Annotated in this window: 25 protein-coding genes; 9 read left to right on the forward strand and 16 right to left on the reverse strand. The window is 63.8% G+C overall.

Annotation, left to right across the window (positions count from 1 at the left end; all coding sequences use genetic code 11):
- Positions 1–2: 2 nt before the first annotated feature.
- A complete protein-coding gene (locus tag LDH74_RS12730) occupies positions 3–2498 on the reverse strand; it encodes a hypothetical protein (protein WP_226039090.1) in 2496 nt (831 codons plus the stop codon).
- On the opposite strand from LDH74_RS12730, the gene LDH74_RS12735 reads away from it, so the two are divergent.
- A complete protein-coding gene (locus LDH74_RS12735) occupies positions 2472–2987 on the forward strand; it encodes a hypothetical protein (protein WP_226039091.1) in 516 nt (171 codons plus the stop codon). The genes LDH74_RS12730 and LDH74_RS12735 overlap by 27 nt on opposite strands.
- A 74-nt stretch (positions 2988–3061) precedes the next feature.
- Here LDH74_RS12735 and LDH74_RS12740 read toward each other — a convergent pair whose 3' ends face one another.
- The 7 genes from LDH74_RS12740 to LDH74_RS12770 all read right to left on the reverse strand — a co-directional run bounded on the left by LDH74_RS12740 (position 3062) and on the right by LDH74_RS12770 (position 10593).
- A complete protein-coding gene (locus LDH74_RS12740; RefSeq protein ID WP_226039092.1) occupies positions 3062–4057 on the reverse strand; it encodes a hypothetical protein in 996 nt (331 codons plus the stop codon).
- Positions 4054–4539 carry a hypothetical protein gene (locus tag LDH74_RS12745; RefSeq protein WP_226039093.1) on the reverse strand — a complete coding sequence of 162 codons (486 nt, stop codon included), beginning with the start codon at positions 4537–4539 and terminating at the stop codon, positions 4054–4056. The genes LDH74_RS12740 and LDH74_RS12745 overlap by 4 nt, the downstream gene beginning before the upstream one ends.
- On the reverse strand, positions 4517–5413 hold the full coding sequence (locus tag LDH74_RS12750) for a hypothetical protein (protein ID WP_226039094.1): 897 nt from the start codon (positions 5411–5413) through the stop codon (positions 4517–4519). The genes LDH74_RS12745 and LDH74_RS12750 overlap by 23 nt, the downstream gene beginning before the upstream one ends.
- Positions 5414–5525: 112 nt before the next feature.
- Complete coding sequence (locus LDH74_RS12755; RefSeq protein WP_226039095.1) at positions 5526–7241, reverse strand: secretion system protein; 1716 nt, start codon at positions 7239–7241, stop codon at positions 5526–5528.
- 7 nt (positions 7242–7248) lie between these two features.
- Positions 7249–9282, reverse strand: coding sequence for a type II/IV secretion system ATPase subunit (locus LDH74_RS12760; RefSeq protein ID WP_226039096.1), 2034 nt, complete (start codon positions 9280–9282; stop codon positions 7249–7251).
- Positions 9283–9307: 25 nt separating this feature from the next.
- Entirely contained in the window at positions 9308–9778 is a 471-nt protein-coding gene (locus LDH74_RS12765) for a hypothetical protein (RefSeq protein WP_226039097.1), read from the reverse strand.
- Positions 9775–10593, reverse strand: a complete 819-nt coding sequence (locus tag LDH74_RS12770) for a hypothetical protein (protein WP_226039098.1) — start codon at positions 10591–10593, stop codon at positions 9775–9777. Before LDH74_RS12770 ends, LDH74_RS12765 begins: the two co-directional genes overlap by 4 nt.
- Before the next feature lie 419 nt (positions 10594–11012).
- Between LDH74_RS12770 and LDH74_RS12775 the strand changes: the two genes are divergently transcribed.
- Positions 11013–11288 carry a hypothetical protein gene (locus LDH74_RS12775; RefSeq protein WP_226039099.1) on the forward strand — a complete coding sequence of 92 codons (276 nt, stop codon included), beginning with the start codon at positions 11013–11015 and terminating at the stop codon, positions 11286–11288.
- 10 nt (positions 11289–11298) lie between these two features.
- Here the strand turns inward: LDH74_RS12775 and LDH74_RS12780 are convergent, their stop codons facing one another.
- The gene (locus LDH74_RS12780) at positions 11299–12225 is read right to left on the reverse strand and encodes a DMT family transporter (RefSeq protein WP_226039100.1); all 927 of its coding nucleotides are present in this window, start codon (positions 12223–12225) and stop codon (positions 11299–11301) included.
- 194 nt (positions 12226–12419) lie between these two features.
- Positions 12420–12785, reverse strand: coding sequence for a hypothetical protein (locus LDH74_RS12785; RefSeq protein WP_226039101.1), 366 nt, complete (start codon positions 12783–12785; stop codon positions 12420–12422).
- A gap of 274 nt (positions 12786–13059) precedes the next feature.
- Here LDH74_RS12785 and LDH74_RS12790 point away from each other — a divergent pair, with 274 nt between their 5' ends.
- The 3 genes from LDH74_RS12790 (at position 13060) to LDH74_RS12800 (ending at position 14693) form a co-directional block, all read left to right on the forward strand.
- Complete coding sequence (locus tag LDH74_RS12790) at positions 13060–13710, forward strand: ribonuclease H (protein WP_226039102.1); 651 nt, start codon at positions 13060–13062, stop codon at positions 13708–13710.
- A 108-nt stretch (positions 13711–13818) separates the two neighbouring features.
- Positions 13819–14277 carry a DUF2240 family protein gene (locus tag LDH74_RS12795; RefSeq protein WP_226039103.1) on the forward strand — a complete coding sequence of 153 codons (459 nt, stop codon included), beginning with the start codon at positions 13819–13821 and terminating at the stop codon, positions 14275–14277.
- A 23-nt stretch (positions 14278–14300) separates the two neighbouring features.
- The gene (locus tag LDH74_RS12800) at positions 14301–14693 is read left to right on the forward strand and encodes a hypothetical protein (RefSeq protein WP_226039104.1); all 393 of its coding nucleotides are present in this window, start codon (positions 14301–14303) and stop codon (positions 14691–14693) included.
- Between the two features lie 551 nt (positions 14694–15244).
- Here LDH74_RS12800 and LDH74_RS12805 read toward each other — a convergent pair.
- The 4 genes from LDH74_RS12805 to LDH74_RS12820 form a co-directional block, all read right to left on the reverse strand.
- Positions 15245–15904: an HAD family hydrolase gene (locus LDH74_RS12805; protein WP_226039105.1), complete on the reverse strand. Its 660-nt coding sequence runs from the start codon at positions 15902–15904 to the stop codon at positions 15245–15247.
- 59 nt (positions 15905–15963) lie between these two features.
- Positions 15964–17295: a cation:proton antiporter gene (locus LDH74_RS12810; protein WP_226039106.1), complete on the reverse strand. Its 1332-nt coding sequence runs from the start codon at positions 17293–17295 to the stop codon at positions 15964–15966.
- Positions 17296–17329: 34 nt separating this feature from the next.
- Positions 17330–17824, reverse strand: coding sequence for a TrkA C-terminal domain-containing protein (locus LDH74_RS12815; protein WP_226039107.1), 495 nt, complete (start codon positions 17822–17824; stop codon positions 17330–17332).
- A gap of 123 nt (positions 17825–17947) precedes the next feature.
- On the reverse strand, positions 17948–18316 hold the full coding sequence (locus LDH74_RS12820) for a methylglyoxal synthase (RefSeq protein ID WP_226039108.1): 369 nt from the start codon (positions 18314–18316) through the stop codon (positions 17948–17950).
- 184 nt (positions 18317–18500) lie between these two features.
- Here LDH74_RS12820 and LDH74_RS12825 point away from each other — a divergent pair, with 184 nt between their 5' ends.
- The 4 genes from LDH74_RS12825 (at position 18501) to LDH74_RS12840 (ending at position 22075) form a co-directional block, all read left to right on the forward strand.
- Positions 18501–19301: a methyltransferase domain-containing protein gene (locus LDH74_RS12825; protein ID WP_226039109.1), complete on the forward strand. Its 801-nt coding sequence runs from the start codon at positions 18501–18503 to the stop codon at positions 19299–19301.
- 135 nt (positions 19302–19436) lie between these two features.
- A complete protein-coding gene (locus LDH74_RS12830; RefSeq protein ID WP_226039110.1) occupies positions 19437–20528 on the forward strand; it encodes an AI-2E family transporter in 1092 nt (363 codons plus the stop codon).
- A gap of 177 nt (positions 20529–20705) precedes the next feature.
- Entirely contained in the window at positions 20706–20996 is a 291-nt protein-coding gene (locus tag LDH74_RS12835; protein ID WP_226039111.1) for a helix-turn-helix domain-containing protein, read from the forward strand.
- 149 nt (positions 20997–21145) lie between these two features.
- The gene (locus LDH74_RS12840; RefSeq protein ID WP_226039112.1) at positions 21146–22075 is read left to right on the forward strand and encodes a ring-cleaving dioxygenase; all 930 of its coding nucleotides are present in this window, start codon (positions 21146–21148) and stop codon (positions 22073–22075) included.
- Positions 22076–22091: 16 nt separating this feature from the next.
- On the opposite strand, the gene LDH74_RS12845 is transcribed toward LDH74_RS12840, so the two are convergent.
- Together LDH74_RS12845 and LDH74_RS12850 are read right to left on the reverse strand one after the other, a co-directional pair.
- Positions 22092–23510, reverse strand: coding sequence for an FAD-dependent oxidoreductase (locus LDH74_RS12845; protein WP_226039113.1), 1419 nt, complete (start codon positions 23508–23510; stop codon positions 22092–22094).
- Positions 23511–23600: 90 nt separating this feature from the next.
- On the reverse strand, positions 23601–23975 hold the full coding sequence (locus LDH74_RS12850; protein ID WP_226039114.1) for a helix-turn-helix domain-containing protein: 375 nt from the start codon (positions 23973–23975) through the stop codon (positions 23601–23603).
- Between the last annotated feature and the right edge of the window lie 36 nt (positions 23976–24011).

Raw genomic sequence — 24011 nt, forward strand, 5'->3', positions numbered from 1 at the left:
GACTAAACTGGCAAACTTCCTGTAGCCTTATCGGATATACACTCGTTACTATTTGCTTCAAAACTAGGGCCAGTACTGTTCCAAGCGACTGAACAGTCCTCCTGTGGAGAATTTGAAGTCTTGTATCGCCATGTATCACCGACTCCCGGGGATCCCTTAGCCAGTAGTTGGGGACTCGGAACAACGATTGGGATCGCGAGGTTATTATCGAATGAGATCGGTTCAACAGACCCGGCTACAAGTTCGTCCTTTTTAGCCCAAGGTGGTGTATCAATCGTTACATCTGTATCTTGTCGCACATATGTTATTCCGCTTGTGCTCGTTGGGTCTCCGCTATTGCCACGTACTTCGAACCGGGCGTATTCTCCTTGTATCTCAAGATAATACGCATCAAGCTGCAGGTAGAACAGTGATGGCCACGGCATAAGAGGGAAACCGGGATGTCCGACACCGTCGAAGTATCCAACTCCCAACGGGGCATGATCTGTCTCATTGATATTATCGATAGAGAGTGCATCACCTCCTTCTGGTCGGACTGCAGGGACATCAGTTCGATTAATAGTTTCTAACGAGAGATACGTCGGTGACGCCTCGACCTGATAATTCACGTCCTCCATCAATGGTGGACCCTTGAGCGATACTCGTGCATCTTCAGGACGCGTTTCGGGATCCATCTTCTGATCAACGAAGTTCATTGGACCACCGAGGAGATCATTACTGGTATCGAGAAGGCCTCCAAGAAGATCATTGAGTATGGCATTACTTTCACCGAGTGTATCGTCGTGCCAGCTACTGATCCGATCGATATTATCGTATGTATTCTCAAAATATTGCTTCCGAACCTCTGCCCGGAGGAGATCGGCTGTATTATCGTACGGTTCGGAGACGTTTTGATACACTATCTCGCCTTCTAGACTACTCACATTCCTCTTAATTTTCTTGAGAGGGCTTGGCTTCTCAACCATATTCCAGAGATCAGTTTGATGGGGTTCCACGGTCGTTATGACTTTGTAGTGTGTCTGATTAAGGTCGGCTAGTACCCACTGGTACAGTTCGTCCTTGTTCCGTGGCTTGACATCAATATTCGGAGATGAAAAGTATGGAATCGCCTTGTCGAAGTCCCCTGCCGTGATTATCGATTCACTTGAACTCTCAATCTTCCGTTCAAGTTCCCGTTCTTGTGACTGCACAGAGGTTGAGCTCAGATTAAATACCTCTTTGATAGCTTTGCTCTTGATATTTCTAAAATTCCAAACTGGACTATACTCTTCACCCCACGAATTTGTTTTAAAGAGCGACTGAATACCACGGGTTTCCCTCTCAACTTCAATATCATTCGAGATAAAATCTCCAGTAATCTCATAGCTTGCACTATATGTTATGTTATCTTTCCAGTTCCAGCGTGTACGTGATGAATCATTTTCGTCTTCATGCACCCATTCTGTCCTGACTCCAATAGAATTCTTATAGTCAATAGTGATTCGAGCCAGATCTCGGTTATCGAAGCTAGTATCATCTTCTTCTGAAATTATGTTAATTGAGGCATCAGCATCTGCTGGTGAGATACCAGCATAATACGTTCTGTTAGCGGAACCAGACCAGTTTTTTGGGTTTGGAGCCCATTCACTCGGAGGCAATGGTTCTGGTAAGTTGTCATTCCTAAGCAATCTAGATTCAGTCGACTTAATTTCTGCCTGGTAAATGTCGTTTATTGAATTCGATATCTGATCACTTCCGGGGTATTCATTTGTGAACACTCTCTCAATGCGCTCCATAACACCGCTATCATCGTCTCTCAGATTCCCTACCCTGTCCGCTATACCTTGGTTATCTACTCTGTCTGAGTAGTAGCTTTCCAGATATGCTTTGGAAAATTGGTTGCTTTTCTTAAGCCGTCCGTTAAACTCCGACTCTACTCGATCCATGTTCATTCCAGCCACCATCTGCATATACGCAACATCGGCAAACGGGTGGGCCTGAATCTCGACATCGGTCTCGACGTTGTCCTCGAGCATCGTCAGCATTATATCCTGTACAGTCGGCGGATCCGGAAGTTCCCCTTCCTGATCGATTAGATCACTATTACAGATATTAGTCCGATTAGAGAGATTACTCGCCTCCCCGTCCGGGAGGAAGTCCGCGGTCTCGATATCGCCCGCGCTCGAGGCGAGATCACCGGCCATACAGAGCGTCGGTAAGAGCATGGCGCGGTCTTTGTACGGGTCGGTTGTACCGAAGGTTTTCTCCTGCAGTCCGAAGACGGCGTCGTTGACCATGACTTCGGTGTGCTCGTTGGGAGTAAGGTTGTGGAAGGCGCGATCACCGCTGTCGAGTCGGTCGTAGTAGGCTTTCCCCCACGCGTACGGGTACATCCGAGCGGCAAAGTACCGCCCGAAGCCGTCGTACTGGCCGTCGCTTTCGAAAAAGCCCGTGTTGAGCTGCGATTGGAACTCGTCGGTTCGGTCTTTGAGTTGATAGAGCGGCGTGCCGACAGTCACCGACAGCTCCCGCCGCTCGGTGACTGGCTGACGCTCCGTTTCGTCGACGGTGAGTTCGATGCCGTCAACCGTGACGGTGAGGACCCCCGATTCCTCTTTCTCGAGCGAGACTCGATCGATCGCCGCCTCGAGGTCGTCGCTGTCGCTCCAGTCGATCCGTTCGACGGCGGCACGGGCGGTCGTCTCCCCATCGAATTGCTGATGAGCGCTCGCGAACGACTCCGAAACCTCTCGGTAGATGAGGAGTTTGAGATACTGGTCGAAGACGGCCTCGTCGTCGTCCATCGCGGCGCGAACGGGGGCATCTGCCCCGTCGGTCGACGTGACGGGGGCACCAGCGGCATCCTCGGTTGCGCGGACGACCGCCTGCCGCAGTTCGGCGATCGCGACCGACTCGGCGCGATCCATGGCGAGCGCCCGATCGGTGTCGACGGCTGGGGTGTCTCTGGACTCCAACACGCCGACGATCGCGATGCTACTGACCAGTAGCAGCACGGCGATCAGGGCGAACGGAATCCGGGCTCGGTCGTCGTCTGCGATCGAAACTGTGTGGGGTCTGCGTGTCATACGTGCCAGGTTTGAATCGTAATCGTGACCTCGTCGGTCGATACTTCGTCGGCGAGCAACGCGGCGATCTCCTCGTCGCGTCGCTCGCCGTCGTACTGCTCCTCGATCGCCGCGATTTCGTCTGCCAGCGCCGTTTGCAGGTCCTCCCCGAGCCAGTGTCCCAGCCCACTCCGGCCGAATGTGTCCGCGTCCGCGATCCCGCGAACCACCTGTGCGTTCGCTTCGACCGCGTCCGCCTCCTCGCGCTTGAGCGGACCGTGGTGAGCCGGAGCCGTCGTCCCCGTGAACTCGTACTCGAGCGGTTTCACCAGCCGCTCGTACTGTGAGACGGTGAGTTCGTGGGAGAGCCCCTGGCTCTCGAGGGATCGCTGGGTCGCCGCGGGCGGGAAGTAGCCGTCGACGATCGCGTCTCCGATCACCATTCCAACCGCTTCGTACGCGTCTGCGTCCACGGACGCGGTTTCGACCTCGTCCGAATCGATGGCCGGAATCCCGCTCGAGGCCGTCAGCGTGACGCTCGAGACGTCCTCGTTCGGCGGCGGTCGTTCACCGGCCGTCGCCGTACCGTTGATCGAGGCGCCGTCGTAGGGCTCCCACTCGGCGATGACGTAGAAATGGCGGTTCGACCCGATGAGGGCGCTTTCGACGGACGCACCGACGGCGGTTTCGAACTCGTTCCCTGTAGGGCGAATTCGAGTGCCGTCGACGCGGGCGTTCGCGACGGCTGCGTCCGCGAGGAGTCCGGTGGCGGAGCCGTACTCGGTTCGGTGGTACTCCCCCTCCCGATCCGCGATCGGCGCAGCGTCTTCGAGGCTGTACTGAACGCTGATGGTCGATTCGCCGAGAAGTTCGGCCGTCCGGTCGGCCCGATTCTCGTCGAGCTCGTCGTCCGAGTTGTGCAGGTGGATCCCGATCAGCAGGACGCTGGCACTAATGAGCAGGAGGGCCATCGCGACGTCCATGACCGTACTCACGGCGCGGTCGACGCTCATCCGTTCCACACCCCAACGAGTAGCGTTCCACCGCGGACCGCACCGGGCCTCGTGGCGACGGCGATGGGACGGGTAGCAACGCCCGCTTCGGCCGGCGGCCCCTCGAGTTCGCCGCTCTCGATTGGATCGCGATTCGGCTGCCCGTCAGTTCCGAACAACGCGTCGGCGACGACGGTCTCACGGCCGTCATCGACGACCGTTACCTGCACGTAAACGTTCCGTCCGTGCGGGAGCGACGCCGTCTCGATCAGGGCCTCGAGTTCGTCGTGATCATAACTGCGAACGACGCCATCGGTCTCGATGTCCCCTTTGATCCGAGTCACTGCCGTCTCTTCGGTCGTCCGGTCGGTGGTTCCGGGAAGCGTATCCGTCAGATAGAGGCCGTAGAGTCCGATACCGACGATAAGCGCCGAAACGGCGACGAGTGCGGCGAGCGGCTCGGTCTGCCCGCGCTGTCCGTTAGGCGCTGACGAGCGTGACATAGAACGACTCCGATTCCTGGTTTTTGTTCACGTATCCGCGGGTCTCGAGGTTGGTATCCGTGATATCGATTGTTTCTCCACCGGGCCCACAGAGAGGGACCATCTCACTGCCACGGTCGGCCCGAATAGTCTCCTTACAGATGGTCGCGCCCTCGGCGTCGATCTCAACGTCGACTGGAAATTTCAACCAACTGTTCTTATGGAAATCGTACGGTCTAGCGGGTGCGGTTTCTCTCGAGGGAGACGCTTCGACGGATTTCTCGATGTATGTGTCCAGTTCCCTGCTTTCGGCGGTAAACGTCAGTTTCGTGTCAGTGTTCGCCTCGTACGCAAATGTGGCCTCATGAGTCGTGCCAGCTGCATAGATCAGTTCGATTGACGCGCGTATCGTCGGAACCGGTGTCGTACTGATCGTTCTGACCCGTAGCTGATCGTCTGCAGTCCGCCACTCACCTGTGTTATCGTCATATGCGTCTTCGACGTCCTCGAGAAAGTCGTCGAGCGCGTGCGTCTCCGTATCATCGAGTTCCGCCGCGTATTCTTCTTCGAAGGATCGGCCCGCTGTGAGGTTCTCGAGGCGTTCGTGCCCCATCACGGGGACGACGTGGCCGTAGCTGAGACTCGCCCGGGAGGTGCCGTGCTCGTTTCGCATCGCGAGCGTTCGGCCATCGAACTTGATCTCGGTCGCGTCGTGATCGTACGTGGCACTCGCGTCGTACGAGCTCCCTGCGGTTCGCTCGATGGTGTTTACGGCTCGGTTCGTGTCCGGGGGTGGTCCGGTCGGTAGCCCGAGTGCGATACCGGCGACGGTGGCGCTGATAATCGAGACCGCCAGCCAGACGTACCACGCGTCGACCGGAGCTTCCAGATCCATGCTGCTGGTGGCCGCGTATTCGTATTTAAATCCGAGTCCGGATCGAACCGAGTCCAGATTGAACCGAGGCCGGATCGAGAGCCGCGACGCGACGAGCGCGGGACCGAGTTGATCAGAGCAAGACGCCGATGACGGCTACGGTCAGGACGTAGAGAATCATCGCCGAGACGAGGGTACGACCGACGTGATACCCGACGAGGGCCCGGTCGAGGCCGTGACGAAGCCCGATCGAGAGCGGGGTGATGATGAAACAGAGCGCGATCAGGTAGAGACCGACGACGATCGCGAGCGATTCCGCGGGGAACGCGGCGGCGTTCACCTCGCCCGAAGCGATGATATCCTCGCTCGACATCATGGCGGCCATGCCGACGGTCGCGCCGGCGACGAGCGGAGCGAAATACGCCGCCGTGTTGTCGAGCGTCCCGGTAACCTGCTCGAGGTTTCGTTTCGTCTCGGCTTCGACCTCCTCGAGTTCCTCCAGATGGTCGGCCATGGAGACGATAGCGCGGCCGGCTGGTTTCCCTTCCTCCGAGGCGATCGCGAGCAACGCGGCGGTCCCTCGAGTCCGGGGGCTTGGAACGTTCCGAAGGGCACCATACTGACCGAGGAACGCCTCTCGAACGCCCGTATGGAGCCGCTGCTGAAGACCGGCGGCGTCTTCGAAGACGGCACCGGTCTCGGCGGGGACGCGGTCGCCGGCGAGTTCAACCGCCGACTCCACGGACTCGCCTTCGGCGACCTGTCGGCCGACGATGTAGAGCGCGTCGGTCAGGTGGGCCTCCACGTCGCGGACGTACTGCCGAACCGCGAGGACGGGATGATACGTTGCCACCAGTGCGACGCCGACGCCGAGGCCGATCGCCGCGACCGGGGCGAGGTGACTGGGCCCGATCGCGACGATTGTCACGTACCCACAGAGGCCCGCGAGAATGCCCCATAGCAACCGCAATCGGAGCCGATCGGGAACGTCCGGATGATCGTGGTCGATCGTCGGTGGCGGAAACGCGACCGGTCGCCGGACGAGCAGCCAGAGGCTCGCCGCGATCAGGGTTCCGGGGAGAACGACGTTGTACAGCAGCACGAACAGCCAGATGTTGACGGAATAGCCGACCATCGGCACCGTCGGAACGAGCGAGACGAGCGCGAGCGGAAGCATGATCCCGAAGGCGAACAGGCCGGTCGCCGGTGCGCGGATCGCCGACGTGAAATCCGCCATCTGGTTTCGAGTGCCGTTGAGAACGGCCGAGAGCGACCGGTCGAGCGTTCGGACGCGTTCGGCGTCAGGTGCGTCCTGGGCGGCAACGAGCAGATGCGAGGACCGCCGAAGCGCCGGGAACCACTCGGCCCATTCTTCGGCGAACGAGAGCAGACCCGTCCCGGACGTTCCAATCGATCGATCGATGTGGCCGGCGAGACTCGTGGACAACGGGCCGGAGCCGGTCTCGGCCGCGAACCGAACCGCGCTCTCCAGTGCCGGCTGTACCTGCATGCGCAACACGGCCCGCCCGACGAGGTTCGGCGTCTCACCGAGCGCCTCGGTTCTGCGGAACGCCGCCTGCAAGTGCGGCATCGAATGGACGCTATGGATCGCCGCGAGCGGGAACACGAGCACGAAAAACAGGACGAACGAAATCGGAGCCGACGTCAGCAACAACGGCAGCGGCATGACGGCGGCAACGATACCGGCTCCGTATCCCGCTCGGACGATCGTCTCGCCGTCATAGCGAGAGTCGGTAAACGACAGCGACTCCGCGAGTCTATCACTGACGGCGACGTCGGCCGGGTACAGTGCAGCGAGCGCCTGAACGAGAATCGATACCAACGGCATCTCGAGATCACTCGCCGCCTCGATCGGTAGCTGGTGGCTTGTCGGTCCGATCGATAGCTGGTGACTCGTCGGTCCGATCGGTGTGAGCCGTCTCGCCGATCCGCGAGACATCTCCTCTCTGGTCGCCGCGGTCGGCGTACGCTGTCGCGACCGCCTGTGGGCTCGTTCGGCCGTCGTTCGCGAGCGTCGACAGGAGTTCGGTTCGCGAGGAAATCGCCCGCCGAACGGCGGCGTAGTCTTCAGTCGGCCCGGCGAGTCGGTTCACGATCCGACTCTCGCCGCGATCGATCCGCCTCGTCGCGACGGCGCGGTCGCCCTCGAGTTCGTACAACGATTCGAACCGGATGTCGTCGCCGTTCCCGACGACTTCCTCGACCCTGGCGAGTCGTCGATTTCGTCCGTCGGGGGCCCGGTAGGCCTGAACGGTGACGACGATGTCCGTCGCACCGAACGACGACGGTTCGACACCGAGGTCAGAAACGACCCGCTCGTAGACGTCGTCGGCACCGTCGCCGTGTATCGTTCCCAGTACTGCGTTGGCGTTCGCACCGACCCGCATGGCCTCGTAGAGGACCTGTGCTTCTTCACCGCGGATTTCGCCGACAACGAGGGCTCCGTCGCCGAGACGAAGCGCAGTCCTGAGCGCTTCCGCGGCCGATATTTCGGGACCGTCGCCGGTTCCGGTTCGGAGCGCCTGCACGTCGCGGCCGACCGACTGCAACGCCTCCACCGGGAGCTCGGGCGTATCTTCGATCAGAACCGTCCTCGTTTTCGGTGTGAGTTCGTACAGGAGCGTCCCCAGTAGCGTCGTCTTCCCCGATCCCCGGGTTCCGGCGATGAGGGTCGCAGCGTTGCGTTCGACGGCGACCGAGAGAAACGCCGCGACCGCTGCAGGGACGGTTCCGTTCGCGACGAGCGCCGGGAGCGTGAACTCGTCAGCGGGCTGCTCCCGGAAGGCGAAGGCGATTCCGTCCGCGACCGGATCTGTGACACCCGCGACCCGAATCCCGGTACCGTCTCCGAGCGAGGCCGTCGCGTCGACCGTCGGACTCGCCCGGGAGAACGCCCGCCCGCTGGTGCGGCGAACCCGCGAGGCGAGTGCTCGCGCACCGCTGGGCGTGAGCTGGACGTTCGTGGGCATCGACTCTCCGTCGACGACGACGCGAATCGGGTTCGCTGCCACCGGCGACGTGACGTACACGTCGGTGACGCGCGGATCGGCGAACAGGTCCTCGAGAATCCCGTACCCGCTCGTGTGCTTCGTCAGAATAGCCGTCAAGAGCGGGTCGGCCGGCCCGTCGCTGGCGTACTCGATCGCTCGGGAGGGCGCGCGGTCGCCCTCGACGACTCCCTCGGCGATCGCCTCGTATCCCTCGAGGAGCCGTCGTCGGTCCGCGTCGGAAAGGGACGTATCGACCACGTCGAGGGCGTAGCGCGGAACGTCGCCGGGCCGGCCGTAGATCCGCACCTCGCTTCCCGTCCGCAGCGACTGGAGGTCTCGGAGATGCGCGCCGTCGTCGATCGTTCGGTCGACGAAGTACTGGCCGATGGTGAGCCCGACGGTGGCGGGCAGGACCGTCTCGTCGCTCTCGAGACCGGTCGCCGCCGCGATCAGCCCCGATTCGACGCCAATATCGGCGATCGGTCCGGCTCTCGTTCGGACCTCCGAAGCGACGGCGATCGGGTCCCGCGCAGCGGCCGCGGCCAGCCGCTCGTCGCGCTCGCCGAGCAGCGAGATGAACCGCCCGGCGGACTCGAGGAGGTCGACGCCGCGGTCGGCGTACCGGCGTTCGAGGCCGTTCGATCTGACGACGATTCGTGTAGCCGCTCGATCGGCGAGCGCTTCGATCGCCGTTCGACGGCAGGCGGTCGCGTTCTCGAGGTCGCCGTCGCAGTCGGTCGCGTCGAGAACGAGCGTCTCGTCGTCGAACGATACGGTGCAGCCACACGACGAGGGAGTGTCGGTTCGGCTTCCGAACACGCCGCCGAGGGCCAGATCGTCGACGACCGATCGAAGGCGCGTGATCCCGTCCGGAGACATACCGATGCTGGCAGCGGCATCCATTTTAAACTCGAGCACGGGTGGCGACGACGATCGGTGTTCGGTTCTCGTCAGCGTGTAGCGACAACACGAGTTGCACCTCACCAGCTCCGTCGAGTTCGACCGATTCGTTCCCGTGTGGGTCGTTCCAGACCACTGGTTCGTCGATCACCCCGGTCCGCGTTGTCCCGTCGTCGAGAACGTACCGAACGGAGCTGTACCGTCCGGTTTCCGCCACAATGATCTCGAAGTGAGCGACGGATTCGGTCGTGAGCGATCCTCGAGGCAATTGCACGTCGACGACTCGCCTGGGGTTCGGATGGTCGTCGGGAGAGATCTCTTCCGTTTCCACGAGCGACGTCGCCGCATCGTCGATCGCCGCGATGCTCGTTTCGACCTGCCGTTGCGTGTTCAGCGATGCACCCCGCTCGATCGCCGGGACGGCGAGAACGATGAGGGCGACCGCGAGCAAAACGGCGACGACGATCCGGATCACGGGAGCTTCGACCGAAGTGATTCTAATACGCCGTCTCCGGGTTCGTCGTCCACGTTCGACGCTGGTTCCTCGTTCGACACCGATCCCTCGCTCGAGCGGTCGCCGTTCGCCGAGTCCGCGAGCCGGCAGTCGAGTGCGTCCTGTGTGGCCTGCCTTCCGCTCCAGGTGCTATCGGCGCTCGTCGACATCGAGTCCGCTCGATCGTCGAAACTGCGCCCGTCCTGTCGGTTTGGGCACTCGCCTTCGCCGGTCGGTGCTGCGACGATCTCCGTGGCAGTCTGTTCGACGGAGAGCGAGCCGTCGGCTTGCTCGTTCGAATCGACTGGCAGTAGTGCCCCGCGACCGTATCCATCGGTGGCCGAGTCGGGTGCCGCGGCCGTCTTCCCTCGGATCCCCGCTCCGTCGCTATCGGAGGGGTCCCCTCCGCCGTCGGCCGTCTCAGTGCCACGTTCGAGCGGGACGTCGTCTCGATCGGTGGGAGCGGTCCTGACTCCATCGGCGTCGCGAGAGTCGAGGACGCGCTCGAGTTCGTCGATACGGTACTCGAGCCGATCGACGGCTGCGACGGCCCCGTTGGCCCGCTTCTCGACGGTCTCGTTAACGGATTCGACGGAACCGACGAGTCCGTCGAGTGCGTCGATCCGTCCCTCGAGATCGGCGATTCGTTGCTCGTGCGCGTCGATCCGGTCGGTGAGAGCCGCGAGATCCTCGGTGAGGGACGCGGCGTCGCCGACGGCAGCCAGTTCGAGATCGCCGTCGACGACCGCGCGTTCGACGGTCGACAGCCGCCGTTCGATGCGTTCGATATCACTCATGGCGTGCGTTGCCGCCCCTTCTCATTTAAACTCTGAGCTAGATCGGGTTCGAATCGGCGAGTCGAGTCCGGATCGGCGAATCGGATTCGGATCGCCATTTCGACCGGTCGCGTTCGTCGACTGTCACGCACCACGGCTCGATTGCGTCTACTGTCGGCTATAGGTGCCACTGAAAGTCATTGTCCACTTGATCGAGCGACAGCGTTGCGATCAGTGTGTACATCGTTTCAATGAGTACGGGAGTACCGCGGCGATCTGTTGGCCTGTGCGGGCGAATCAGTTGCCTAATCGCGGCTATGACTATCGTTTCGATCGGTAAACCGCTCGTTCACTGCGGACGATTCCGTTGAATCAGTCGCGATTATTCGAAACGGTCGGACCGGTATTTGCGTCGTCGCCGAGAATACGTACCTCCCCCAATGGCGAGCCCACCCTCCCCCACCGACCGTCGATCCGCCGACTCGAGCCCGCCGAGCGAACGTCGTGATGACGAAGATGGCATGCTCGAGCGAGCGACACCGGGGCTCGCCACCCCGATCCGCGCCGCGGGATTCTGGACGGCGATCGCAATGCCGATTCTGTACGTCCCCGTGCTCGCGACCGGGTTGTCGTCCTCGTTCGACGGCGTTCTGTTTCTCGGACTGATCGCCGGCAATCTCCTCGCGCTGTACGTCGGCCACGCCCATCGCCGGTAGCGGCGCCGGACTACTCGCTCGAGCCTCGCGATCGAACGTGGCCGAACTCCCGTCGGATCGCCCGTCGTTTGACGAGACAGAAACCGACCGCGATGAGCGAGAATCCGATCAGCGTCGCGGTATCGACCACCTCGCCGAGATAGAGCCAGCCGACCACCGCGGTGACGATCGGTGCGACGTACGAGACCATATTGATCTCGACGGCCCCCAGTCGCTCGAGCAGGTCGAAGTAAACGAGGAAACCGATCGCGCTCGCGCCGAGCGAGAGATAGGCCAGCGCGCCGATCGCCTCGGGATGAGTCCACGCGGCCGGCTCGAGCGGTTCGCGAATCGCGGCGCTGACGAGGTGTAATACGAGCGCGCCGCCGAGCATCGACCAGGCCTCCATCGTCTCGATCGGCAGCGAGGTGTCGAAACGGCGAGTGAGAACGCTGCCGAGCGCGAACGACACTGCGGCACAGAAGACGAGCCCCTTCGCCACGATGCCGGTCGCGAGGAGGTTCGACGGATCCGGCCGAACGATGACCGCGACGCCGGCGAGGCCGACGACGACGCCAACGATGCCGACCGGGGAGAGAGCGTCTGCGGGAACGAGCACTCGAGCGAATCCGGTGCTCAGAATCGGCGAGAGACTCACTAGAATAGCGGCGGCCGCCGCCGTCGTGTGCTGCTGGCCGACGAAGAGGAACGCGTGGTAGGCCGCGATCAAGAGCACGGCACCGACGGCGACCTGCCGCCATTCGGCTCCGGTGCGAGGTCGCCATCGATCGACGGCGACCGCGGCGTAGCCGAGCATCACGACGCCGGCGATGTCGTAGCGCAACGCCGCGAACAGGATCGGCGGAATATACGAGAGCCCCGCACTGATCGCGACGAACGCCGCGCCCCACAACGTTGCGAGCGTCAGAAAGAGACCGAGGTTTCGATACCGGGACACGGTGACTGTCTCGAGAGAAATCGCCTATACATTTCGGTTCGAAAGGTCGGGATCGAGCCGCCACTGAGCCGTCTCCATCATGGGCTGAAGAAGCGACATCCGTCGCTACCGGATCGCAGCCTCGGATAGCCGTGTTGTTGCGGGCTCGGACAGCCGTCTTCCAGCGGGTTACGAGGACTCAGAATAGGCGCGCTTTAGAGCGGCGGTCGCTCGCGGATCTCGGGTTCGTCCTCGGTCTGCCGGAACTGCTCGAGGAGGGGTTTGACGTCATCGAATCCCGTTGCCAGCACGATGTCGCCGCTTCGCAGGTCGTATTCGATGATGTCGTAATCCTCGAGCCGCGGCAAGTGGTTGTGGACTAACGAGACGTACATTCGTTGTCTGCTCTCCTTGTCGACCGCGTGGGCGTGGACGTCGAGCTCCCAGGCGGCGACCTGCGCGACCAGATCCTCGAGGTTTGCGGTTCGGTCGTCCGCCAACTGGTAGAGCAGGTACCGTCGTTCGGATTCCGCGAGGAGAGAGCACGCCGCTTCCATCCGGCTGGCGTTCGTCTGGTTCATATCTTGACCAAGTACCAGGCGGTATTACACCTACCGCCAACACAGATAGGGTTCGGACCGGTCGGTCGAAACCGAGATCCCCCGATGATCGGTAGTTCAGCTGTTTCAGCCTCAAAATGCCCGAAACAGTCTCATTAAGATGACCGTCATACTTAGTTAGTTTTTTCGAGGGAACCACACAGATATAGCGTCGAACGGCTGACTCCCATGTGAAACAATGTCAGCTGTTACCACGGGCGGTATCGTTAAGTGTGCAAATAGCCTACGCGTTGATATGGCCGCTCACGGCCGGCCCGCACTGCGGGACTTGTTCGACGAGTCGCCCACGCCCCACATCGCCCACCCCCCGCGGACCCACCATCGTGATTTCTACGTCGCAACCGACGGGTCCTTCCGGGACGCTGGTGGTGGGCTGGGTGCCGTTATCGAAACGCGCGACGGCACGCGCGTCGCACGCGTCGCGACCGCGGATACGCCGCCGGACAACAACGTCGCCGAGTATCGGGCGTTGCATCTCGGACTTGACGTCCTCGCCGCTCGAGCGCCGCGGGACGCCGCCGTCGGCGTCCTCATCGATCACGACGCGCTCGCCAGTAACGTCAACAACGCCATCCTCGCGACCCGTCATCCCGACGGGAAATCTCCCCGTCCGGTTACCGTCCCGACCGCGACGCAGTATCACTGGCGCGGCATTCAGGCCCGACTCAACGGGTTCGACGAGGTCCGGGCCGCCCGCATCGACAGCGACCAGAACCCCGCACACCCCCTCGCGAACGCGCCGGAGCAATACTACCACGTCAACCGGGAACCCGACCGCTGTGTCCTCCCCGAAACGCCGGAGGCAACCGCCACCGAATTCCCGCCGCCGTCCCGAGCCGACCGCAACGGCGGCAGTGGTGGCAGCGGCGGCCGCGCCTCGGACTGATCGCGGGCCGACGTGCGGTGGCGCGCGCTGTCCGCCGACCGTGATTTCGGAGACGGGCATCGCCCGGAACCGCCATCGTTTTCTCACCGCTCGAGCAAGTCGTCTCCGATGAGCCTTCGCGTCGCGGTCGCCGCCCCGTTCATCCAGCACGGCGCGCGTCGCCTCAAGGAAAACGAGGTCGTCGTCGCCCTCTCGCTCGATCGGGACTGGTTCTCCCCCGATCAGGCCAAACGGCTGATCGACATCGCCACACGGGAAGGGCTCCTCGAGCGCGGTGACGACGGCCTCGAGGTGACGTTCGATCCCGCGGAGGTGACGGTGCCCGAGGAGTTCGCCCCGAGCGAGGACCTCCTGCAAGAGCGCTCCGCGTTCGAACGCGTGCTCGATTCGCTGGTCGCCGACGGGATGGAGAAACACGAGGCCGTCGGCGCGATCAACACGCTGCAACAGGAACTCGGCCTGACCATCGAGGCCGCCGCGGTCGTCTACGCCCGCCGTCAGGGGATCGACGTCGGCGACCTCGCCCCGATCGCCCGATCGGCCGTGCTCGACACCGAAGACGGTTAATCCCGCCGCCCCGACCGGTCGGTATGGTCGACGACCGGATCACCGACGGCCGCCGAATCGCCGAACTCCTCTCGAGCGAAATCGACGGCCGCGAGGACGGCGAACTCGCACACTTCGCCGTGACCAACGCCGATCGAGACGTCGAACCGACGGCCGACGGCGCTCGCGCCTACGACATCACTCGTCACGACGAGCGGATCGGTCGCGCGTTCGTTCACGACGACAGGGCGCACCTCGAGCTCGAGGCGGGGCAAGACGTCGCGGCCGAGGCGGCAGCCGATGTCGATCTCCGGGTGCGGCCGAAGACGACGCAGCCGCCGAAAACGCTCGTGTTCGTCGAGAGCGGGGCCGAGGTCAAGCGAGCCACGGACGTGTTACAGACCGTGAGCCGGCGGCTCGAGGAACCCGACGCGTAGGGCGGATCTCCCCTGATTGACCATTCCTCGAGCGGTGGCGCGCGCTGGGCCGCGGTGAACTGCGAGGCCCGAACGAAGTGACGGCCTCGATGGTGTGAGCGGTGACCGCAGGGAGCCGCGAACCACTGTGAACCGCGGCACGATGCTGCGCGAGGGATGAGCGAGGGAGCGGAGCGACCGAGCGAATCGGCTGGGGAGAGTGAGGCACTCCTAGTTGCCAGAAGAAGCCATTTTAGAACTAATAGAAGGGTTGTTTCGCCAAATGGATTCTAATGAGAAGGAACGCGATCGAGTATCCTGCTACCGTGGCAACAGGGAATTTCCACACCCTCCCCAGCCGATTCGCTCACTAGCGTTCGCTCATCCCTCGCGCAACGTCGTTGGCCGACCTCACTGGTGTTCGGTCGGCCCACGGCGCGCGCCACCGCACGCCGGTTGACCAGTCTCGAGTGACATTGCCCTTCCCCTGTACTGATCGATTCCGTGGAGAGCGCAACGGCTCGTCTATAGAAAACGTTCGTCAGGCCGAAACGGATCTCACAGGATCCGTTTCACTCGAGCGTCGCAACGAGTTCCGGAAGCGTCGCCGCGATTTCCCGCTGCTCGACGTGACCGATCGCGCGCGAATCGGGTTCGGAGCCGTCCTCGAGCAGTACCTGAATCGCTCGCATCCCCGCCTCGGTCGCGCCCCGAATATCGGCTTCGACCTCGTCGCCAATGTAGACCGCGTCGGCGGGATCGACGCCCAGCTCGTTGGTGATCGCCTGGAACGCGCGCGGATCGGGCTTGCCGGCCTCGAGTTCGCCCGTCACGAGCGCGGCGTCGAAGGCGTCCTCCCAGCCCAGCGTCTCGAGTTTGTCCCGCTGGGCGCGGACGGGGCCGTTGGTGAGCAGGCCGACCCGGTACTCGCCGCGCAGGTCCGCGAGCATGGCTTCGACGCCGGGGAGCGCCTCGAGGTCGTCGGCGATCGTCTCGCGATAGGCCGTCGCGACCGCGGCCGGGTCGGCGTCGCTCTCGCTGTCCGCGAGCAGGTCGGCGAAGATGGGCTCGCGCGTCTCGGTGGTGAGATTCCGGCGGTGGGCCGCGAGATACGCGTCGCGAGTGAGCGACGGCGCACCGGTTGCGGTCGTGGCATCCTCGAGAATCGTCGCTCGATCCCGCTGGGGAACGGCGAGCGTGTAATCGAGATCGAAGACGACCGCCTGTGGCATAGGAGTGAAAGGGGACTCGAGCGGGTTGAAGCTATCCCTTCGGAGACGCCACCCCGCTCTCACTCCTGTACCGCCTCGGCGGAGCCGGAGCGCCGCCGCTCGAGCGCCGAGACGACGACGGGTTCGATCCGGCTCGAGTACTGCATGAGCGACGTGCCGAGGATGCTCATGACGAGGACGTAGCCGACGGTGAAGGCGTAGATCGTCTGTGCCGTCACCGTCGCGATGCCGCTGCCGGCCCCCGAGAGCGCGAGGCTCGCGATGATCAAGGAAAACTCGCCGCGGGTGGCCATCCCGAAGCCCACCCGGAGCGAGCGACGGTCGTCGAGACCGTAGATCCGGCCGCCCAGGTAGCCGCTGACGAGTTTCGTCGGCGTCGTCACGACGACGGCGGCGGCGATCATCCCGAGAATCGAGAGCGTGAACAGCCCCGGATCGGTGACGAGGCCGATCCAGAAGAAGAAGATCGCCGCGAAGGCGTCCCGGAGCGGTTCGAGCAGTCGCTCGAGGTCGTGGACGTGGTCGGTCGACGAGAAGGTCATGCCGACGAAGAACGCGGCGACGGCCTCGCTAACGCCCATCGCGAGGGCGATCCCGGCGACGAGGATCGTGACGCCGAGCGCTCGGACGACGACGAACTCGTTGGTGTCGGCGTCCAGAAAGCGCTGAAAGAAGTCGGTTCCGAACGTAACGAGTGCGAGCAGCGCGAGGATGACGCCGATCGCGATGCCGATCTGGCCCGCGGCCGCCCCGACGTCGCCGCCGCCCAGCACCAGCGCCGACGCGATCGCCAGATAGACCGCGATGAACAGGTCTTCGTAGACGAGCGTCCCGAGCAGCGGTTCGGCCTCGCTGTTGGCGATCCAGCCCAGATCGATCAGCGACTTCGTGATGATCGCGCTCGAGGAGATGTAGACGATCCCGGCGGTGAGAAAGGCCGCGAGAAAGTCCCCGAAGACGAGGTAGCCGAAGATCAGTCCGATCCCGAAGTTGATCGCGAGATCGACGGTCCCCGCCTTGCCGATCCGATCCCTGCTCGCGAGCAGCCGATCCAGGTTGAACTCGAGGCCCAGAAAGAACAACAGGAGGACGATCCCGATCTCGGCGCCGACGACGATGAAGTCCGTCTCGCCGAGCGCGAGTCCGCCCAGCGCTGCCAGGAGGTCCATCCCGCCGATCGTCACCTCTGGAACGACGACCGAGACGCCGCCGACGCCGACCTCGCTGCCGACGAGCGCGGGAAGTTCGCCGAGTACGTTCGAGCCCAGCACGACGCCGATGATGATGTAAAAGGGGATCACCGACTGATCGATCCGACTCGAGAGAATGCCGGCGAACGCGGCCGCGGTAAAGAGGATGCCGACGTCGATGAGCGCCGTTTCAGTTGCCACTACCGCTCACCTCCGGCGGATGTATCCGTGGCGATCACTCTTCGAGTCCGGCTCCGAGCAGTTCCTCGAACTGGGCACAGCCCTCGCGGTCGCCGGTGACGACTAACGTATCGCCGACCGTGAGAACCGTCTCGGGCGTCGGCGGCGAAATCAACTCGTCATCGCGCTGGATGGCGACGATGGAGACGCCCGTCCGGTCGCGGATGTTCGCCTCGGCGAGGCTCTGGCCGGCGACTTCGGCACCCTCGGCGACGCCGTACCACTCGAGGTAGGTGTCCTCGGAGAGCATCGTTTCCACCTGGTCGGCCTGCACCGGCTGGAAGTACGCCCCCTCCAGGATGGTGCCGATCTTCCGGGCGAGCCGATCCGAGGCTTCGAACAGCTTGTCGCCGTCCGCGTCCGCGTCCGCCTTCAGGTACACCTCCCGTTTCCCCGTGTTGTGCGTCACGATGACGAGCCGTTCTCCGTTCTCGAGTTCGACCTCGAACTTCTTCCCGACGCCGGGGAGGTCGCTCTCGTAGACAGTCATACCAGTACGTTCGAAGCCGACGCATTAAATAGCGTGTCCTCGCGGAAATGCGAGATCGATGCTCCCCCGCAGTGATCGATTCTCGGAGCCGACGAGGAACTATTTCGCGAGCCCGCGATGAAACTACTCCGCGAGTCCCTCGATGAGGAACGCCGCGGAGGCGAGGTTCGTCGCGAGCGCCGTGTCGCGAACGTCACAGATCCGCAACAGCGCCGAGATATCGGGCTCGTGGGGCTGGGCTCGCAGCGGATCCCGGAGGAAGACGATCCCGTCGAGTTTCCCCTCCGCGACCTCCGCACCGATCATCAGGTCCCCGCCGAGCGGTCCCGACTCCTTGCGTTCGACCTCGAGATCAGTCTCGTCTCTGAGCCGCTGCCCGGTGGTTCCGGTCGCGATCAGTTCGTATGCTCGCAGTTGTTCCTCGTGAGTCCGCGCGAACTCGATGAGGTCCGGCTTCTTCTCGTCGTGGGCGATCAGTGCGACGCGAGTCATACCCAGCCCGTCCACCCCGCGGCAGATAAGCGCTCGCTCGCGGGGACGATTCACTCACCCCAACGAGCGGGCCATTCGGGACGGCGGAGTGGCCGGCAGCCGAGATCGAAACGCTTCGACGGCAGCCCGACGAGCGGACTCGAGGCGGCTATCGACTTTTGACGCTGGCGACCGACCACCGACTATGGACGATCCCACCGAGCCCGGCGATCGATCGGCGAGACACGTCTGGTCGGCCGGTCGGTATCCCGCGATGGCACCGAACATGCTGCCCGCCATCGCACGACTGGTCAACACCGCGGGGATCGATCCGGGCAACCGCGTCCTCGACGTCGGCTGCGGGACCGGAAACGCCGCGCTGACGGCCCGTCGAGCGGGCGCGAACGTCGTCGGCCTCGATCTCGCTCACGGAATGCTCGAGTTGGCCCGTGACAACGCCTCGCTCGCCGCCGAAGACGATATCGGCTGGCTCACCGGCGACGCCGAGGCCCTTCCCGTCCCGGACGACGCGTTCGACGTGGTCCTCTCGAACTTCGGCCACGTCTTCGCGCCGGACTCGGCCCGCGCCGGCGCGGAACTCCGACGCGTAACGAAACCCGGTGGTCGAGTCTGTTTCACCGCGTGGTCGCCCAACGGCGTCGTCGGGGACCTCACAGCGGTCCTGACCGACCACGTCGCCGAACCGCCGAGCGATCCGTGGTCGCACCTGCAGTGGGGCAAGCCGGAGTTCGTCCGCGAGCAGTTCGCCGACGTCGCCGCCCTCTCGTTCCAACGTCGGCTGCTCGAGTTCCGCTACGCCACGCCACACCACTTCTGGCGGGAGTTCGCCGAGGAGTCCGGTCCGCTTTCGCCCGTCCTCCAGCGCATGAACGACGACGACGCGCGGGCCGCGCTCCGCCGGGACGCGGTCGCCGCGCTCGAGGACTGGTTCGGGGACAACGCGATCCGCGTCGAATACCTTCAAGCGCGAGCCGTGATCGGGTAACTCCGTCAGCGCGATCGATCGTCGTCGGCGAGCGCCGAGACGCGTACGGCAGTTCCTCGAGCTGACGGTCACGCATCGAGTACCGTTTTGCTTTCCGGCAGGGCGCTTTTGGCGCTCACTCCTGTGACAGTGACCATGGGCGTGTTCGACAGTTGGGACGGCAAGCGCGTCGCCTGGGTCGTGCTCGGAGGAGTCCTCGCGGTGCTGATCGGACTCGCTCTCTTCAGGTACATCGGTCCGTTGCTCTTCGCGGTCTTCCTGTACTACGCGACGCGGCCGCTCTACCGCCAGATCGATCGGGTCATCGACCATCCGAACGTGACGGCGACGGCCACGATCCTGTTCGTCATCCTGCCGATGATCGCCGTCGTCGCCTACGCGGGCATCGTCGGGCTCAGGGAACTCGATCAGTTCCTCGCCGCGAGCGACCTCGAGGCCTACCGGTCGACCCTCGAACCGTATCTGCAGCCGATTCGTCGGGGAAACGTCGGTGAACTTCGAGACGCGCTCGGGAGCGGCTCCGGCGGCTCGTTCGCGGGTGCGCTTCGACAGGGCGTCCCGGGAGCCGTCGGTCAGCTGCTGTCGATCGCCGGAGCGATATTCTCGGTCCTCGCCCGGTTCTTTCTCATGCTCACGATTCTCTTCTACCTCCTGCGGGACGACGAGAAACTGCGTCGGTGGTTCTACGAGAGTATCGACCACGACGACGACATCGTCTCGTACACCCAGGCGGTCGACGACGACCTCGAGACGGTCTTTCTCAGCAACTTGGCGGTAATCCTGGTGGCAGCCACCGCCGCCGTCGTCATATACTACGGGCTCAATTTCGTCGCCTCGGGCGGGACCGTCGTCGGGACGCCGGTGTTGCTCTCCCTGCTCATCGGGATCGGGACGCTGATCCCGGCCGTCGGGATGAAGATCGTCTACGTCCCCTACGGGTTGGTTCTCCTCGGCGTCGCGCTGACGACCCCGAAGCCGCTCTGGCACCCGCTCGCGTTCTTCGCGCTCACGTTCGTCGTCATCGATACCATCCCCGACTTCTTCGCGCGGTCGTTCCTCTCCGCGCGTAGCGGCGTTCACATGGGACTCGTCCTCCTCGGCTACTTCCTCGGCACGCTCGCCTTCGGCTGGTGGGGGCTGTTCCTCGGTCCGATCGTCGTCGTCCTCGCGGTCCACTTCGGGGAGACGGTCTTTCCCGACCTCGCGAGCGATTTCCTCCGAGAGTGACGCTGCCGATGGCCCCGCGAGGGCTCCGATAGTAGCCACTGAAACCAGTTACGTACTGATCGCAACGCTAGGCGGTCAGCTGTACGATGACGGTCAGTGGCTACGATACGACCGCTGGTTGAACGACGCGGACTGCAAGGCATCATTAAAGACGGTTCGCGTCGAGAGGGACGATAAATGAGTGACCAGGTCGTTCTCACCGCGGAAACCGCTCCGGACGCCGTCGACGAGACCCCGCCGAGCGCCAAACTCGTGCTGACGGTCCTCGCACACGAGGGAAGTCTCACCCAGTCTCGACTCGCCGACGAGACGATGCTCCCCGCTCGAACGGTCCGCTACGCGTTACAGCAACTCGAGGAGCACGACCTCGTCGACTCGCAAATCTCGTTCGCGGACGCCAGACAGCACGTCTACTCCCTCAACGAGGCCCTGTTTGTGAAATCGGACGCACGAGAGCCGCAGTCGTGACGGCTCGAGCACACAGTATTTTCTGAGGAGCCGAACCCACGGCACTCCACAGCGGTCTTTCCAGTCCTTCCCGGCGATCTTCTCCCGTCACCTGCGCTCTTCTCCGTTCGTTCCCGGGTTTATTGACGCTGACTCGCGTACGGCTTCGTATGCCCGAAGACATTCCCGGCATCCACCACGTGACCGCTATCGGGAGCGATCCCCGTCGCAATCTCGAGTTCTACACCGAGACGCTCGGGCTCCGTCTGGTGAAGCGAAGCGTGAATCAGGACGACGTCTCGGTCTATCACCTGTTCTACGGTGACCACGGCGGGAGCCCCGGAACGAGCATGACGTTCTTCCCGTACACCGACGCCCGTCCGGGACGGGTCGGAACCGGCCAGGCCAGCGCGGTCGCGTTCCTGATCCCGGCCGAGTCGCTCGAGTTCTGGACCAACCGACTGGCGGACGCCGGCGTCGACGCCGAGACGGGAACGCGGTTCGGCGACACCGTCGTTTCGTTCCGGGATCCCGACGGCCTCCCGCTCGAGCTGGTCGCCCGATCCGATGCACCCGCCGGCGATCCGCCCGAGGGACCGGTTCCCGACGAGCACGCGATTCGGGGCTTCTTCGGCGTGACGCTCTCGCTGTCGACGGCCGATCCGACCGCGGAACTCCTGCGGACGATGGGATACAGCGAAACCGACGAAGCCGGCAGCCGTCGGCGCTACGAGAGCGACGGCGAGCTGGGATACGTCGTCGATATCTGTGAGGAGCCACAGGCTCCGCGCGGACAACCCGGTGCCGGTACCGTCCATCACGTGGCGTTTCGAACGACGAGAGACGACCAGCCCGAGTGGCGCGACGTGCTTCAGGGGCAGGGGCTCCGGCCGACCGAGATCATCGACCGCAAGTGGTTCGAATCGGTCTACGCCCGCGAACACGGTGGCGTCCTCTTCGAGTTCGCCACGAAGGAACCGGGATACACCGTCGACGAGGACCTCGAGGAACTCGGCGAGCGCCTCGTTCTCCCCGAGTGGCTCGAGGATCGGCGCGACGAGATCGAGGCCGGCCTGCCGGAACTCCGGTCAGAGGGGTAACGCGGCTCGAGGTCGGTCAGCCCCGAAGCGTTCCGCCGAGGACCTTCGCGGCGACCAGGACGGGATCCCACGTGGTGTTGAACGGCGGCGCGTACGCGAGGTCGTAGTTCTCCACGTCGGCGACGGTGGCCCGCTCCGAGAGCGCCGCGACGACGGCGTGGCTTCGATGCACCGCCCCCTCGCCGTACTCGCTGACGAGACTGGCCCCGAGGACGCGCTCGGAGTCGCGGTCGGCGGTCAGCGTGATCGTCACGTTTCCGCCGTCGGGGTAGTAGCCCGCGCGCGACTTCGCCGTCACCGTCTCGGTTACCGGATCGAACCCGGCGGCGCGGGCCTCGTCGTGGTCCAGAATTCCGGTTCGCGCGGCCTCGACGTTGAAGGCCTTCACGGCGGCCGTCCCGGCGACCCCGCCGCCTTCGGTCGGCGTCCCGGTGACGGTCTGACCGATCGCCCGACCGTGCCGATTGGCGGTCAGCGCCAGCGGGACGTACGCCGGTTCGCCCGTGACGACGTGGGCGGCCTCGGCGCAGTCGCCCGCGGCGTAGACGTCCGGCGCGCTCGTCTCGCGGTAGGCGTCGGTCGCGATCGCCCCCGTTGCGCCGCGTTCGATTCCGGCGGCTTCCGCGAGCTCCGTTCGGGGTCGCACGCCGGTGCCGATCAGGACCATCTCGACCGGAATCCGGTCGTCTGCGGTGACGACGGCCTCGACGCGGTCGCCGCCCGCGAGTCCCGTGACTTCGGCGCCGAGATGGAGCGCGACGTCCTCTTCCCGGAGGTGGTCGACGACGTACTCGCTGGTCGCCTCGCTAAAGCCCTTCAGCACGCGGTCGCCGCGCTGGAAGAGGTTCACCTCGAACCCGTTGGCAGCGAGCGCTTCGGCCATCTCGATCCCGATGTAGCCGCCGCCGACGACGCCGACCGGCCCCGCACAGTCCTCGAGGTAGCGACAGGCCGGTCCCCGATCGGGCTGCTGGAAGCCCTCACCGTCGCGGGCGCGGGCCACGTACTCGCGGAGTTCCTTCCCGTCGCTCATCGAGCCGAGCGTGTAGACGCCCTCGCGGTCGGTGCCGTCGATCGGCGGCACGACCGATTCCGAGCCGGTCGCCAGCAGGAGGTCGCCGTAGGACTGCGTGACCGTCCCCGACTCGCTCTCGGCGGTGACCGTTCGCTCGTCGGTGTCGACGGCGACGACTTCGTGGCCCGTCCGGAGGTCGATGTCGCGCTCCTCGCGGAACTCCTCGGGTGTGACCGAGACGAGTTCCTCGAGCGACTGGATCTCTCCCTTGACGTAGTAGGGGAGTCCGCACGCGCCGTAGGACACCCACTCTCCCTTCTCGAAGACGACGATCTCCCGGTCGGGCGCCTCGCGCCTGGCCTTGCTCGCCGCGGACATTCCGGCTGCGTCACCGCCGACGACGACGAACGGATCGGTCATAACGACCGTGAGAACGGGAAGCCACATAACTACTGACCGGACTGCGGCGCCGCAGTCCGGCAACGGCGAACCGGCCCGAGGACGCCGGACTCAGGCGATCGAATCCGATTCGTCCGACGCGGCCGCGAGGTGTTCGCGTCCCCAGTCGCGCATCTCCACGATGACCGGTTCGAGCGATTCGCCGAGTTCGGTCAGCGAGTACTCGACGCGGACCGGTTTCTCGTTGACGATCTCGCGGTTCACGAGGCGTTTTTCCTCCAAGTCCTCGAGCGCATCCGAGAGGACCTTGCTCGAGATGCCGCCGACCTCCTCCTCGAGGGCGTTGAACCCGAGCGGCCCGTTCTCGAGCAGCCGGTGGACGATGACGGTGTGCCACTTCTTGCCGAGCAGCGTTGCGGTCGAGGTGATCGGGCACCACTCCTCGCCCGCACACCAGACCTCGAGTTCCCGTGTCGACTCTTCCATGCGCGTGAGTTGGCGCTGGCGTCGTTTATAGTTACC

The sequence above is a fragment of the Natrinema sp. DC36 genome (assembly GCF_020405225.1).
Taxonomy (GTDB): domain Archaea; phylum Halobacteriota; class Halobacteria; order Halobacteriales; family Natrialbaceae; genus Natrinema.

Coding starts and splice junctions, on each gene's coding strand:
- LDH74_RS12740 (WP_226039092.1), bottom strand. CDS start 4,057: ATGAGCGTCGACCGCGCCGTGAGTACGGTCATGGACGTCGCGATGGCC.
- LDH74_RS12745 (WP_226039093.1), bottom strand. CDS start 4,539: ATGTCACGCTCGTCAGCGCCTAACGGACAGCGCGGGCAGACCGAGCCG.
- LDH74_RS12750 (WP_226039094.1), bottom strand. CDS start 5,413: ATGGATCTGGAAGCTCCGGTCGACGCGTGGTACGTCTGGCTGGCGGTC.
- LDH74_RS12755 (WP_226039095.1), bottom strand. CDS start 7,241: ATGCCGTTGGTATCGATTCTCGTTCAGGCGCTCGCTGCACTGTACCCG.
- LDH74_RS12760 (WP_226039096.1), bottom strand. CDS start 9,282: ATGTCTCCGGACGGGATCACGCGCCTTCGATCGGTCGTCGACGATCTG.
- LDH74_RS12770 (WP_226039098.1), bottom strand. CDS start 10,593: ATGAGTGATATCGAACGCATCGAACGGCGGCTGTCGACCGTCGAACGC.
- LDH74_RS12775 (WP_226039099.1), top strand. CDS start 11,013: ATGGCGAGCCCACCCTCCCCCACCGACCGTCGATCCGCCGACTCGAGC.
- LDH74_RS12785 (WP_226039101.1), bottom strand. CDS start 12,785: ATGAACCAGACGAACGCCAGCCGGATGGAAGCGGCGTGCTCTCTCCTC.
- LDH74_RS12790 (WP_226039102.1), top strand. CDS start 13,060: ATGGCCGCTCACGGCCGGCCCGCACTGCGGGACTTGTTCGACGAGTCG.
- LDH74_RS12795 (WP_226039103.1), top strand. CDS start 13,819: ATGAGCCTTCGCGTCGCGGTCGCCGCCCCGTTCATCCAGCACGGCGCG.
- LDH74_RS12800 (WP_226039104.1), top strand. CDS start 14,301: ATGGTCGACGACCGGATCACCGACGGCCGCCGAATCGCCGAACTCCTC.
- LDH74_RS12805 (WP_226039105.1), bottom strand. CDS start 15,904: ATGCCACAGGCGGTCGTCTTCGATCTCGATTACACGCTCGCCGTTCCC.
- LDH74_RS12815 (WP_226039107.1), bottom strand. CDS start 17,824: ATGACTGTCTACGAGAGCGACCTCCCCGGCGTCGGGAAGAAGTTCGAG.
- LDH74_RS12820 (WP_226039108.1), bottom strand. CDS start 18,316: ATGACTCGCGTCGCACTGATCGCCCACGACGAGAAGAAGCCGGACCTC.
- LDH74_RS12825 (WP_226039109.1), top strand. CDS start 18,501: ATGGACGATCCCACCGAGCCCGGCGATCGATCGGCGAGACACGTCTGG.
- LDH74_RS12830 (WP_226039110.1), top strand. CDS start 19,437: ATGGGCGTGTTCGACAGTTGGGACGGCAAGCGCGTCGCCTGGGTCGTG.
- LDH74_RS12835 (WP_226039111.1), top strand. CDS start 20,706: ATGAGTGACCAGGTCGTTCTCACCGCGGAAACCGCTCCGGACGCCGTC.
- LDH74_RS12840 (WP_226039112.1), top strand. CDS start 21,146: ATGCCCGAAGACATTCCCGGCATCCACCACGTGACCGCTATCGGGAGC.
- LDH74_RS12845 (WP_226039113.1), bottom strand. CDS start 23,510: ATGACCGATCCGTTCGTCGTCGTCGGCGGTGACGCAGCCGGAATGTCC.
- LDH74_RS12850 (WP_226039114.1), bottom strand. CDS start 23,975: ATGGAAGAGTCGACACGGGAACTCGAGGTCTGGTGTGCGGGCGAGGAG.